Source organism: Cryptosporangium sp. NPDC048952 (assembly GCF_043197895.1).
In the GTDB taxonomy this organism is placed as follows: Bacteria; Actinomycetota; Actinomycetes; order Mycobacteriales; family Cryptosporangiaceae; genus Cryptosporangium.
On the sequence record NZ_JBICTY010000006.1, the window covers coordinates 25,455 to 38,369 of the forward strand.

Annotated in this window: 12 protein-coding genes; 4 read left to right on the forward strand and 8 right to left on the reverse strand. The window is 71.1% G+C overall.

The window, feature by feature from the left end:
- Nucleotides 1-4 precede the first annotated feature (4 nt).
- Nucleotides 5-682 carry a tRNA (adenosine(37)-N6)-threonylcarbamoyltransferase complex dimerization subunit type 1 TsaB gene (gene tsaB / locus ACGFY5_RS30400; protein ID WP_392725116.1) on the reverse strand — a complete coding sequence of 226 codons (678 nt, stop codon included), beginning with the start codon at nt 680-682 and terminating at the stop codon, nt 5-7.
- A 321-nt stretch (nt 683-1,003) separates the two neighbouring features.
- Here tsaB and ACGFY5_RS30405 point away from each other — a divergent pair, with 321 nt between their 5' ends.
- The gene (locus ACGFY5_RS30405; RefSeq protein ID WP_392725118.1) at nt 1,004-1,165 is read left to right on the forward strand and encodes a hypothetical protein; all 162 of its coding nucleotides are present in this window, start codon (nt 1,004-1,006) and stop codon (nt 1,163-1,165) included.
- A gap of 324 nt (nt 1,166-1,489) precedes the next feature.
- On the forward strand, nt 1,490-2,551 hold the full coding sequence (locus tag ACGFY5_RS30410) for a hypothetical protein (protein WP_392725119.1): 1,062 nt from the start codon (nt 1,490-1,492) through the stop codon (nt 2,549-2,551).
- A 170-nt stretch (nt 2,552-2,721) separates the two neighbouring features.
- Here the strand turns inward: ACGFY5_RS30410 and ACGFY5_RS30415 are convergent, their stop codons facing one another.
- Nucleotides 2,722-4,251: a long-chain fatty acid--CoA ligase gene (locus ACGFY5_RS30415; RefSeq protein WP_392725120.1), complete on the reverse strand. Its 1,530-nt coding sequence runs from the start codon at nt 4,249-4,251 to the stop codon at nt 2,722-2,724.
- A 131-nt stretch (nt 4,252-4,382) separates the two neighbouring features.
- On the opposite strand from ACGFY5_RS30415, the gene ACGFY5_RS30420 reads away from it, so the two are divergent.
- Nucleotides 4,383-5,546 carry an MFS transporter gene (locus tag ACGFY5_RS30420; RefSeq protein WP_392725121.1) on the forward strand — a complete coding sequence of 388 codons (1,164 nt, stop codon included), beginning with the start codon at nt 4,383-4,385 and terminating at the stop codon, nt 5,544-5,546.
- Here ACGFY5_RS30420 and tsaE read toward each other — a convergent pair.
- The 5 genes from tsaE to ACGFY5_RS30445 form a co-directional block, all read right to left on the reverse strand.
- Complete coding sequence (gene tsaE / locus ACGFY5_RS30425) at nt 5,511-5,975, reverse strand: tRNA (adenosine(37)-N6)-threonylcarbamoyltransferase complex ATPase subunit type 1 TsaE (protein ID WP_392725122.1); 465 nt, start codon at nt 5,973-5,975, stop codon at nt 5,511-5,513. The two genes, ACGFY5_RS30420 and tsaE, sit on opposite strands and share 36 nt — an antisense overlap.
- Nucleotides 5,975-7,174: an alpha/beta fold hydrolase gene (locus ACGFY5_RS30430; RefSeq protein WP_392725124.1), complete on the reverse strand. Its 1,200-nt coding sequence runs from the start codon at nt 7,172-7,174 to the stop codon at nt 5,975-5,977. Before ACGFY5_RS30430 ends, tsaE begins: the two co-directional genes overlap by 1 nt.
- Nucleotides 7,175-7,176: 2 nt before the next feature.
- Nucleotides 7,177-8,295: an alanine racemase gene (gene alr, locus ACGFY5_RS30435; RefSeq protein WP_392725126.1), complete on the reverse strand. Its 1,119-nt coding sequence runs from the start codon at nt 8,293-8,295 to the stop codon at nt 7,177-7,179.
- A 5-nt stretch (nt 8,296-8,300) separates the two neighbouring features.
- Entirely contained in the window at nt 8,301-9,686 is a 1,386-nt protein-coding gene (locus ACGFY5_RS30440) for an NAD(P)H-hydrate dehydratase (RefSeq protein ID WP_392726347.1), read from the reverse strand.
- A 107-nt stretch (nt 9,687-9,793) separates the two neighbouring features.
- Complete coding sequence (locus ACGFY5_RS30445) at nt 9,794-10,165, reverse strand: holo-ACP synthase (RefSeq protein WP_392725128.1); 372 nt, start codon at nt 10,163-10,165, stop codon at nt 9,794-9,796.
- Between the two features lie 47 nt (nt 10,166-10,212).
- On the opposite strand from ACGFY5_RS30445, the gene ACGFY5_RS30450 reads away from it, so the two are divergent.
- Nucleotides 10,213-10,983: an SDR family oxidoreductase gene (locus tag ACGFY5_RS30450; RefSeq protein WP_392725129.1), complete on the forward strand. Its 771-nt coding sequence runs from the start codon at nt 10,213-10,215 to the stop codon at nt 10,981-10,983.
- Between the two features lie 12 nt (nt 10,984-10,995).
- Here the strand turns inward: ACGFY5_RS30450 and glmS are convergent, their stop codons facing one another.
- A complete protein-coding gene (glmS, locus tag ACGFY5_RS30455; RefSeq protein ID WP_392725131.1) occupies nt 10,996-12,897 on the reverse strand; it encodes a glutamine--fructose-6-phosphate transaminase (isomerizing) in 1,902 nt (633 codons plus the stop codon).
- Nucleotides 12,898-12,915: the final 18 nt, after the last annotated feature.

Sequence of the window (12,915 nt, forward strand, 5' to 3'; positions counted from 1 at the left end):
CCGGTCACGTCAGCACCGATTTCGCGGTACCGGGCTCCACGGCGTCGGGGCGCCGCAGGTAGAGCGGCGTCAGCGGCTCGGCGGGGGCCTTCGCGAGCACCCGGTCGGCGGCGCGCACCGCCAGACCTTCGACGGTCGGGTACAGCGGCTCGGCGACCGGCAGGCCGAGCTGCTCGGCGTAGAGCGCCGCGCCGCTGCCGACAGCGGTCAGGCCCGCTCCCAGCTCACCGGCGTCGAGGCGCTCGCGCAGGTGCGCCGGTTTGGCGACGTCGGGCCCGTGAACGCGTGCCCCGGTGGCGTCGTAGGTGGCCCAGTACACCTCGCGGCGCCGGGCGTCGGTGGCAACGAGCAGGGGACGCCCTGGCCCGGCGAGACCGTCGAGCGAACAGACCGGGTACGCCGGTATGCCCAGGGCGTCGGACAGGGACGCAGCGGTCACCAGACCGACACGGAGACCCGTGAACGGACCGGGACCTACCCCGGCCACGACCGCCGCCAGGTCACCGGCGGACGCACCGGCATCGGACAGCGCCGCGGTGATGCTCGGGGCGAGCGTCTCGCCGTGCCGCCGGGCGTCCACGACGACCTGCTGGGCGCGGACCGTGATCGCGGTGGGGGCGGTGATCTCGACGACGCCGACGGTGACGGCCGCCGTGGCCGTATCGACTAGCAGAACAAGCACGCGGCAAGCCTAGGCGTTGCGCTGCGGATCGTGTTCACGGCGCGGTGCGTAGTGGAGCCGACACAGCGCGCTTGGGCCGCCGCCGGGCTGCTTCGCCAGGACCGAGCTCCAGCCCGTCCGCGAGTCCGGTGGTCAGCAGGACTCCCCAGGCTCGGCAGACGATCGAGCCGGAGAGCGTCCCGGTGTCGAAGGGCAGCGTCGACGAGCCGGTGAGCAGGATGTTCGTGTTGTCACCCGAGGTGAGAGGACGCGCTGCGCAAGCAGATCGACACGGGCGTCAAGGAGCTGGGGCACGACCCGACCACCGGCCAGTCCACGTCGGTGCACGGCTACTCGGCCTACCGGTACGAGTTCAGGTACGGCAGCGCGCACGCGTACAGCTACTTCGTCTTCAAAGGGACGACCATGGTGCAGGTGCTCTGCCGGTGGGCGGATCGCCGGGACGACGTCCAGCGCGGCTGCGACGGACTGCTCGCACTCTGACGATCATCTGACCCCTGAACTGCGGTCATACGGTGTTGACGCGTACCCACCTGTGGCACGACTGTGTCCGGTACGCGACAGTGTTTGCGTCGGCATCAGCACAGCTAAAGCGTCATCCGCGCAGGAAGCTGGACACAAGTCAGGGCTGGTGAGCCCTGACGACCGATCACGGGGCGCCCGAACCAGGAGATACGGAACATCCCGTAGTCACACTGGTCACGCTAGTAGTGCGGTGAAGCGTCCGAGCATGGTTGTCTGGCTCTCCCGCTCCACCTAGCGTGCATTACGCCGCGCTGGACCTATACGGAGAGAACGGAACAGGCAGTGAGCTACGACCCGAACCAGCCCTATGGCGGGCAGCCGTCCGACCCGTACGGTCAGCCGGCCAACCCCTACGGCCAGCCGCCCGCCTCGGGTTCGCCGTACAACCAGCCGTCCTCGGGCTCCCCGTACGACCAGCCCGGCTCCGGCGCTCCCTACGGCCAGCCCGGCTCCGGTGCCCCGTACGGCCAGCCCGGCTCCGGTGGCCCCTACGGGCAGCCGCCGATGAACCCGACCGCGCCGTTACCCAACGACCCGTACGCGCCGAACGACCCGTACGCGAACCCCAGCGCGGGGGCCTACGGCAATCCGAGCGCGGGGGCCTACGGCGCCGACCCGTACGCCCAGCCCCAAGGCGCGTACGGCGCTCCGGGCGGCTTCCCGCCGCCCACCCCGCCCAAGAAGAAGAACACCGGCGTCATCGTCGGTGGCATCGTCGCGGTGGTCGTCGTCATCATCGCGGTGTGCAGCATCGGTGGGTGGCTGGTCACCAAGAGCGACAGCGGCAACGACACCGCCGACGGCAAGACGCCGAGTGCCCCGTCCACGACGACGCTGCCCACGCAGGGCGCGTCCTCGGCGGCACCGAGCACCGGCCCGTCGGTCGACACCAGCCGTCCCGAGGTGGCCCCGGCCGGTGCGCCGTTCACCACCCGGCTCCCGGAGGGCTTCCAGGAGGTCAAGGCGCCGAGCTCGGAGACGACGGGCGCGAGCAGCGAGTACACCGCTGCGCTGGCGACCTCGGCCAACGAGGCCAACGACTTCGTGATCCTCGACTCGTACACGCTCCCCGCTGACACCAGCACGATCAGCGACTCGCAGCTGGAGACCGAGTTCGACGGCCTCGTGAAGCGGATCGGACAGGACCCCTCGACCCGGAAGAACGTCACCTACAACGGGTACAAGGGCTACTTCTACACGTTCGACTTCGGCACGGCGAAGGCCTACAGCTACTTCATGTTCAACAAGACCAAGGAGATCCAGGTCCGCTGCCAGTGGGCCGACCAGGAGTCGCAGATCCAGACCGGCTGCGAATACGTCTTGAACAACCTGACGATCGACTGACGGTCGCCTCGGACGGTCGGCCGGGGGTGGGTCACTCTTCGATCACGGATCGGCAACCATCCACCCCTGCGGCCCCGGGCGCCTGCACCATCAACGCACACAACGAACGCCGCCGACTAAACCCCTGGTCGGCGGCGTTCGCGGTGCCTAGGCCCTGTTTTAAACAGGGCCTAGCCCTGGAACTGCGTCTTCAGCTCCCGCTTGAGCACCTTGCCCGACGGCCCCAGCGGGAACGAGTCCACGAACTCGATGATCCGTGGGTACTTGTGGCCGGCCAGGTGCGTCTTCGCCCAGCCGATGATCTGCTCCTTGTCGGGTGACGCCCCAGGGTTCGGGACGATCACCGCGCAGACCTCCTCACCGTGCGTGGCGTGCGGCACCGCGATCACGGCGACCTGTGCGACGTCGGGATGGCGCATGAGCACTTCCTCGACCTCGCGCGGGTACACGTTGAACCCGCCGCGCAGGACCATGTCCTTCTTGCGGTCGACGATCGTGATGTAGCCGTCCTCGTCCTTGGTGCCGAGGTCACCGGTGCGGAACCAGCGGTCGACGATGGCCTCGGCGGTGGCCTCCGGCCGGTTGAGGTAGCCCTTCATGATGTTGTGGCCGCGGATGACGATCTCGCCCAGCTCACCGGTGGGCAGGAACTCGATCCGCTCCTCGATCTCCGGCCGCGCGATCTCCGCGTCGACACCCCAGATCGGGCGGCCCACAGTGCCCGGTTTCGTCGGCCAGTCCTTCTGGTTGAACGTCGCGACCGGCGAGGTCTCGGTGAGGCCGTAACCCTCGTAGACCGGGATCTCGAAGACCTGCTCGAACTGCTCGAGGACGGCCAGCGGCAGGGACGCCCCACCCGAGATCGCGAGGCGCAGCGGCGGCTTGTCGTCCGATTCCGCGTCGCGCAACGCGTCGAGCAGCGCGATGTACATCGTCGGCACCGCGATGAAGTTGGTGACCTTCTCCTTCAGCATCAGCGCGAGAGCGCCGGGGCCGTCGAAGCGCGGCATCAGCACGAGCGTGCCGCCGGCGCGGAACGTCACGTTCAACGAGACGGTCTGGCCGAACGAGTGGAACAGCGGCAGACAGCCGAGGACGACGTCGTCGGGCGTGGTGTCGAACGACGAGATCACGCTCGTGTCGACGTTCATCACGATGTTGAGGTGCGTCAACATCGCGCCCTTGGGCTTTCCGGTGGTGCCCGACGTGTAGAGGATCACCGCGACGTCGTCGGGCTCGGCCTGCTCGTAGGTGGCGATCGGCTCGGCCTGCTGGGCGAGCTCGTCGAGGCGGGGAGCCTCCGTGTCGGCACTGAGCACTGTGAACAGCGGCACTCCGGCCAGCTCGGCGCCCTTCGCACCCTCACCCAGCAGCGGGCCGGCGCAGACGAACAGCTTCGAGCCGGAGTCCTTGAGGACGTACTCGATCTCCTCGGCACGCAGCAGCGCGTGCACCGGCACCACTACCGCGCCCAGCGCCGCCGCGCCGTAGTACGCGAAGACGAAGTGCGGCGTGTTCGGGATGAGGATCGAGACGCGGTCACCGGGGCCGACACCCTGGGCTCTGAGCACGGCGGCATAGCGCTTGGCCTGGTCCCAGACCGCGGCGTACGGCAACCGGAGATCGCCCAGAACCAACGCGGGGTGGTCCGGACGCCGCGCGGCGGTCTCGGCGAGGATCGAGGCGACGGAGAGGGGCAAGGGGGACCTCCGGGCGGCGGCAGCGACGACGTCCCTCGATCGTGCCACCGCCACCAGCCAATCGCAGAGGGTTTCCCCAGGCCGCAGCCCTGTCGCAACGGTTGCGCACCGGTGCGGCATACTTCGGCCACGTGTCTCCGTTCGCACTGCTGCGGCGGCCCGTCGTGGCCCGGCTGCTCGCGTCCAGCCTGCTCGGACGCCTACCGACCGGGATGGTTCCGGTCTCGCTCGTCCTGTTCAGCCGGGGCAGCGACGTCGGCTACGGGGTGGCCGGCCTGTTCGCCGCGGCCTACACCGCCGGAGGGGCCGTCGGCCAGCCGTTTCTCGCCCGCTGGATGGACCGCACCGGCCAGACCCGGATCATCGTCGGCGGGAGTGTGATCAGCTCGCTCGGTCTGGCCGCGCTGCCGTTCTGCGGTGTCGTCGGCGGCATCGTCATCGCCGCGCTGGCCGGTGCCGCGACGCCACCGCTCGAACCGGGGCTGCGCGCGATCTGGCCCCACGTGCTCTCGGGGCCCGACGTGCCCCGGATCTACGCCCTGGACGCCGCCGCCCAGGAGCTGGTCTTCGTCGCCGGGCCGCTGTTGGTGCTACTGGCCAACACGTTCGGCCCCGCCGGTGGCCTCTACGCGGCCGCGGCGATCGGGCTCCTCGGCGCGCTCTGGTTCGCGGCGGCACCGGAGTCCCGCGAGTGGCGTCCGGTGCAGGTCGGTGAACGTCACTGGGCCGGTGCGCTGCGTCCGGCGCGGCTCCGCCGCCTCTACCTCGGCCTTCTGCTGGCCGGGCTCGCGATCGGAACGTTCCCGGTGGCCGCGGCGGCGTTCAGCGAGGCGTCCGGCGACCGCGGCTGGACGACGTGGCTGGTCGCGGCGAACGCGGGCGGCGCGCTGATCGGCGGTGTGTGGTTCTCCGGACGCTCGCACCGCTACTCCCCCGGCCGGGTGCTGCCCTGGCTGCTCGTCGCGCTGGGCTTCGGCTACCTGCCGCTGGCGTTCCTGCCGACTGCATCCTGGGTGTTCCCGCTCGCGCTCGCCCTGACGCTGGTCAGCGGTCTGTTCCTGCCTCCGCTGCTGACGCTGACGTTCCTCGTCATCGACCGACTCGCACCCGAGGGCACGGTGACCGAGGCGTTCGCCTGGCTGATCACCGCGTTCCTCGTCGGCAGCTCCACCGGCGCTGCGCTCGCCGGGGCGATCGTCGCGCAGACGTCGGCCAGCTGGGTGTTCGTGCTCGCGTGGGCCGCGGGGCTGATCGGTTCGCTACCGACGTTCCGGCTGCTCACCGAGCGCGCGTAGCCGCTCGGGCCAGTCGCCGCCGTGCGGCACCAGAATCGCGGTGCGCACGTCGGAGTCGTCGTCGCGGTCGAGCCGGATCTCCAGGTAAGCGTCGGTGAGCTGCTCGACGAGTCCGGCGCCCCACTCCACCACCGTCACGGCGGCGTCGACGTCGGCGTCCAAATCGAGATCGTCGACCTCGGCGACGTCGCCCAGCCGGTAGGCGTCGGCATGGACGAGCGGGAGCCGACCACCGGGGTGGATGCGCGAGATCACGAACGTCGGGCTGGTGACCGCGCCACGGACGCCGAGACCGGCACCGATCCCCTGCGTGAGCTGGGTCTTTCCGGCGCCGAGCGGGCCGACGAGCACGATCAGGTCACCGGCCCGCAGCAGCGGGGCAAGTGACCGGCCGAGGTCCCGGGTGTCCTCCGGGGTCTTCAGTTCCATCAGGCACCCTTTCGGCGCAAAATTCGATCCAACGCACGCCGCTGCTGTTCGCCGGCCCGGCGCGCCCAGCCGCGGCGCTGCCTCGCGGCCGCGACCTCGGTGCGGCGCGGCGCCTCGGTCGGACGTCCTCCGCCCGCGACCTGCGCGGCCCGGCGGAACAGCTCGGCCAGCGCCCCGTTCGTCGCGTCGGCGTGCTCCATCAGCGTGCAGTGACCGCCGTCGGCGATCTCCAGCAGCGCCGCTCCCGGCAGCAGCTTCGCGATCTCCCGCGTGTGCTCCACCGGCGTCAGCTGGTCCCGGTCACCGCAGACGACGAGCGTCTCGACGTCGGCGAACGCCTCCAGCGCGGCATAGCGGTCGTGCTGCGAGAGCGTGCTCAGGTAGCCGGCGATGACCTCGACCTTCGTGCCGTCGTTCATCCGCTCGACGTACTCGACCAGCGCCGGGCTGGGGTTCGACGTGCCGAACCCGTACCGCTCGGTGAGCAGGTACGCCAGGTCGCTGCCCGAACGGCGGCCACGCTCGGCCATGATCGGCTGCCAGCGCAGCACCTTGGTCAGCGTGGGCGTCAGCGCGCCGCGTAGCCAGGCCACGATCGGCGGGAACCCGAGCGCGACGTCGTCGAGGTGCCCCGCGGACGTGGAGATCAGCGCGGCGCCGACGACCCGGTCGAGCACCAGACCGGGATGACGCTCGGCGAGCGCCATCAGCGTCATGCCGCCCATCGAGTGCCCGGCCAGCACCAGCGGCCCGTCGGGTGCGATCTTCGTGATGACCTCGGCGAGCGAATCGGCCAGCTGGTCGATCGTGTAGTCGCCGTCGGGGCGCGGCCCGGAGTGCCCGTGGCCGGGCTGGTCGTAGAAGACCATCCGCAGCTTGGGGTCGTCGTTGCCGGTGAACACGCGGCGCTGGAAGTGCCAGGTGCCCATGTCGAGGGCGAACCCGTGCACGAAGACCACTGTGAGATCCGGCTCGCCGTCCGCCTCGACCACTTCCACGTACAGGTCGACGCCGTCCGCGGTGACGATCTGCGCGCTGTCGTAGGGCAGCGCGCCGAACGGCTCGTCGGCGTACGGATCACCGATGCGTCGGCGGCGGCGGGTCGCGAACCGTTCCGCGGCGACTCCGGCCGCCGCGCCGGCGGCCATCGAACCGACCAGCGCCCCGGCGAGGCCGAACGCGCCCTTCGCCAATCCCACCGCTATGCCCCCGCCCCGATGTACCGGCGCGGAACACGTGCACCGATTCGTGTCACGATCTCGTAGTTGATCGTCCCGACGACTTCGGCCCAGTCGTCGGCGGTGGGTCCGTCGGGTGCGAACAGGATCGCCTCGTCACCGTCGGACACCGGGTCGTCGCCCACGTCGAGGACGAACTGGTCCATGCACACGCGCCCGGCGATCGTCCGGCGTTTTCCGCCGAGGAGCACCGGAGCCTTGTTGCTCGCGTGCCGCGGGATGCCGTCGGCGTAACCGAGCGGGATCACGGCCAGCGTCGTTTCCGCCCTGGTGTGGTACGTGTGCCCGTAGGAAACGCCGTGCCCTTCGGGGACCCGTTTGGCGATCAGGACCTCGCCGCGCAGTGTCATCGCCGGGCGCAGCGCCGTCCGGATCTGCTGCGGATTCGGCGAGAGGCCGTAGATCGACACACCGGGCCGGACCAGGTCGAAGTACGCGTCCGGCAGCGTCAGAGTGGCCGCGGAGTTGGCCATGTGCCTGATCTGCGGGTTGATGCCGTGCTTCTCGGCGGTCTCGAGTCCCTGCTGGAACGTGGCGATCTGCGCGGCGATCGACGGGTGCCCCGGCTCGTCGGCGCAGGCGAAGTGGCTCCAGACGCCGACCGCCTCGACAGTGCCCTCGGCCTGCGCCTTGGCGGCGGCGGTGAGCAGATCGGGCCAGTCGGCCGGCGTCGCGCCGGAGCGCCCCAGTCCGGTGTCGACCTTCAGGTGCACGCGGGCCGCTCGTCCGGCCGCCTTCGCCGCCGTGACGACGTCGTCCAGCACGCGGATGCTCGGGACGCCCAGGTCCACGTTCGCCGCAACGGCCGCGGTGAAGTCGGTGCCCGGTGCGTTGAGCCAGCTGAGCATCGGCGCGTCGAAGCCTGCGGTGCGGAGTTCGAGGGCCTCGGTGACCGTGGCGACGCCGAGCCACGTGGCTCCGCCGGAGAGCGCGGCCCGCGCAGCGGGCACCGCGCCGTGCCCGTACCCGTCAGCTTTGACCACGGCCATCGTCGCCGCGGACCGCGTGGCCGCACGCTCTGCCAGGTGTGCGGTGTTCGCCCGGATCGCGTCCAGGTCGATCACCACTTCCGCTTGCGCCATGCGTTTTATTCTCCCAGCACTCGGCGAACGGCGGTCGGGAGGTGGTCGAGCACGCGGGACGCGACGACCGGACCGGCCTCGGCGGCCAGCCGCCCCGCGGTGCCGTGCACGAACGCCCCCGCGGCCGCGGCGTCGGCCGGTGCGAGGCCTCCGGCCAACAGCGAGCCGATCACTCCGGAGAGGACGTCACCGGTGCCGGCGGTCGCGAGCTCCGGCACACCCGCTTTGACGACGTGCACCGGCGCGTCGTCCGGGCTTGCGATCACCGTCCGGTAGCCCTTGAGCAGGACGGTGACCCCGAGGTCGCGGGCGGCTCGGCGCGCGGCGTCGATGCGGTCCGGGCCGACGTCACCCGCGAGCCGCGCGAACTCGCGGTCGTGCGGGGTGAGCACGGTCGGGGCGGTGCGTTCCCGCAGCCACTCCGGGTGCTCGGACACGATCGTCAGGCCGTCGGCGTCCAGCAGCACGGGCAGGTCGGTGCCGAGCACGTGACGCACGGCGTCCACCGCGTCGTCGTCGGTACCGAGACCGGAACCCACCACCCAGGCCTGCACCCGACCGGCGTCGGCCACCGATTGCGCGGAGACGACCTCGGGGTGGGCGGTGCGGACCGCATCGCGGGCCGCACCGGCGTACCGGACGTAGCCGGACGGCCCGGAGAGCGCCCCGCCCGTGCAGAGGATCGCGGCACCCGGGTACTGCTCCGAACCGGCCGCGATACCGACGACACCGCGGGTGTACTTGTCGTCGGACGGGCCGGGGCGAGGCCACCACCGGGCGACCGCTTCAGCCGTCACCAGCCGGGCCAGCGGTGCGCCCGGAAAGCTCAACCCGATGTCGACGAGCTCCACCAGCCCCGCCCGGACGGCACCCTCGCCCACCAGGAGACCGGCCTTGAGGCTCCCGAACGCGACGGTGATGTCGGCGGTGATCGCCGCACCGGCCACTTCACCGGTGTCCGCGTCGACGCCGCTGGGCAGGTCGACGGCGATGACGATCGACCCCTGTGCGCGCCACTCGTCGGCGGCCGTGGCGAGCCGTGCCGCGTCCGGACGCAGACCGCCCCGGCCACCGATGCCGAGCAGCCCGTCGACGACGACGGCCGGGCGCTCGCGGACGTCCTCCAGCTCGACGAGCCGGCCGCCGGCCGCGCGCAGCGCCGTCAGACCCGCCCGGTGGACGCGTTCGTCCTGGACTCCGGCGACCGCTCGCACCACTGCACCGCGGCGGGCCAGCGCGGCACCGGCGTAGAGCGCGTCCCCGCCGTTGTCGCCTTTGCCGACCAGCAGCACGACGGGTGCGCCGTAGACGCGGTCGAGCACGTCGACGCATCGCCGGGCCAACCCGGCGGCGGCTCGTCGCATGAGCCCACCCGGCGGGACGTGCGCCATCGCCTCGCGTTCGGCGGCCCGGATCGCCTCGACCGACCACGCGCCGGTGAGAACACCGTCTTCAGGCCGGTTTCGGGCGGCAGGGTGGGGGACGCAGGGGCCGGAGGTCACGAGCCCTCCGCCACGACCATCGCCGAGGCTATGCCGCCGTCGTGGGACAGGGACAGGTGCCAGCGGTCGATGCCCGCTTTCGCCGCGGCTTCGGCGACCGTGCCCTTGACTTCCAGCCACGGACGCCCGGCGGCGTCCGGAACGATTTCGCAGTCGTGCCACTGCAGCCCGCGGGGAGCGCCGAGTGCCTTCGCGACGGCCTCTTTCGCCGCGAACCGGGCGGCCAGCGAGTCCGCCGGGCGCGGGTGGCCGTCCTGGTTGACACGCTCCGCGTCGGTGAACAGACGCTCCGCGAAATTCGGGGTGCGTGCCACCGCGGCGGCGAACCGCTCGACGAGCACCACGTCGATTCCGACACTAACGATCACCCCAACACCCTGGCATGTCCGCCCGGATCAATGGCACCGTGGCTCCCGTGCCACCTCTCACTGGTCGAGTAGCCCTGGTGACCGGAGCCAGCCGTCAGGCCGGTATCGGCGCCGCGATCGCCCGCCGTCTCGTCGCCGACGGGGCGTCCGTGCTGCTCCACGGCTGGGACGCCCACGACGCCGAGCAGCCGTGGGGAGCCGGCGGGCTCCGCGAAGTCGCGATGGACCTGGCCACCGACGGCGGCCGGGTCGCCACGGCCGCGGCTGATCTTGCGGATCCGAGCGCGCCCCGGATGCTCGTCGGGTCGGCTCTCGACCAGTTCGGGCGCCTGGACATCGTCGTCGCGAACCACGCGCGGTCGGTGCCGTGGGGACCGCTCGAAGAGGTGACCGCCGAGGAGATCGACAAGTCCTACGCGGTCAACACCCGGGCGACGCTACTGCTCGTGAAGGAGTTCGCGGCCACCGAGCCGACCGACGGTCGGGTCGTGCTGCTGACCTCGGGGCAGGGCCAGGGGCCGATGCCCCTGGAGATCCCGTACGCGTCGAGCAAGGCCGCGCTGGCCGGCATGACGCCGAGCCTGGCGGCGGCGTTGGCGCCCCGCGCGACCGTGAACTGCGTGAACCCGGGTCCGACCGACACCGGGTGGGCGACGGAGGAATTGAAGGAAGAGGTTGCGGCAAAGAACCCGGGCAAACGCTGGGGTGAGCCCGATGATGCCGCCCGCTTGATCACCTGGCTGGTGGGCCCCGAGGCAGGGTGGGTCACCGGCCAGGTGATCAGTTCCGACGGCGGATGGGGGTTGGTGCGGGGCTGAGTCCCGCACCACTCATTCGACGGTGACGGACTTGGCCAGGTTGCGGGGCTGGTCGACGTCGTTGCCGCGGGCCGCGGCGATCTCGCACGCCAGCACCTGCAGCGGCACCACGGTGGTCAACGGCGCCAGCAGCGTCGTCGTCCGCGGCACCCGGATGATGTGGTCGGCGTACGGCTCGACCGCGTGGTCGCCCTCTTCGGCGATGACGATCGTCCGCGCACCCCGCGCCCGCACTTCCTGGATGTTCGACACGATCTTGTCGTGCAGGAGGCTGCGCCCCCGCGGGGACGGCACCGTGATGACCACCGGCACGCCGTCGTCGATCAGCGAGATCGGGCCGTGCTTGAGCTCGCCGGCGGCGAAACCCTCGGCGTGCATGTACGCCAGCTCTTTGAGCTTGAGCGCGCCCTCGAGCGCCACCGGGAAGCCGACGTGCCGACCGAGGAACAGCACCTGCTGCGAGCCGGACAGGTCCCGGGCCAGCTTGCGCACCGGCTCCATCGTCTGGAGCACCTCGGCGACCGCATCCGGCGTCGCCTTGAGCTGGTCGACGATCGCCGCGACCTCGTCGGAGTACTTGATGCCGCGGATCTGCGCGAGGTGCAGGCCCACCAGATACACCGCGATGATCTGGGTGACGAACGCCTTGGTCGACGCGACAGCGATCTCCGGGCCGGCGTGCGTGTAGAGCACACCGTCGGACTCGCGCGGGATCGTCGAACCGTTCGTGTTGCAGACCGCCAGAACGCGCGCCTTCTGCTCCTTGGCGTGGCGCAGCGCCATGATCGTGTCCATCGTCTCGCCGGACTGGCTGATCGCGATGACCAGCGTCGACCGGTCGAGCACCGGGTCGCGGTAGCGGAACTCGCTGGCGAGCTCGACCTCGACCGGGATCCGCGTCCAGTGCTCGATCGCGTACTTGCCGACCAGGCCGGCGTTGTACGACGTTCCGCAGCCGATGACGAAGATCTTGTCGATGTCGCGGAGGTCCTGGTCGGTGAGCCGGACCTCGTCGAGCGAGATCTCGCCGTGCTCGGTCAGGCGGCCGCGCAGCGTGTCGGCGATCGCCTGGGGCTGCTCGGCGATCTCCTTGAGCATGAAGTAGTCGTAGCCGCCCTTCTCGGCGGCCGACACGTCCCAGTCGACGTGGTAGTCGCGCACCTCGGCGGCAGCGCCGGCGAAGTCCGTGACGATGATGCCGTCCGCGGTGACCTCGACGACCTGGTCCTGGCCGAGCTCGACGGCGTCACGGGTGTACTCGATGAACGCGGAGACGTCGGAGGCGAGGAAGTTCTCGCCCTGGCCGCGGCCCGCCACCATCGGCGAGTTGCGGCGCGCCCCGACGACGACGCCCGGCACCTCACGGTGGACGACGAGCAGCGTGAACGCGCCCTCCAGCCGGCGGCAGACGGTGCGCATGGCCTCGGCGAGCCGACCCGTGGTCTCGTCGGTGCTGGTGGCGGCGTAGTTCTGGCCGTCCAGCGACCAGTAGGCCTCGGCGATCAGGTGCGCGGCGACCTCGGTGTCGGTGTCGGAGCGGAACTCCACACCCCGGTCCTCGAGTTCGGCGCGGAGCACCGCGAAGTTCTCGATGATGCCGTTGTGGATGACCGCGATGCTGCCGTCGGCCGACAGGTGCGGGTGCGCGTTGCGGTCGGTGGGCCCGCCGTGGGTGGCCCAGCGCGTGTGGCCGATGGCCGTGGACGCGTCGGTGCTGCCGACCGTGCTGTCGGCCTCGGCCAGTACGGCCGTCAGGTTGGCCAGCTTGCCGGCCTTTTTTTCCAGGGCGATCCGGCCGCCGTCGACCACGGCGATCCCGGCGGAGTCGTAGCCCCGGTACTCGAGGCGCCGAAGACCTTCTACGACGATGTCGACCGCGCGACGGGGGCCGGTGTAGCCAACGATTCCACACATGGTGCCGAGATTACCCAA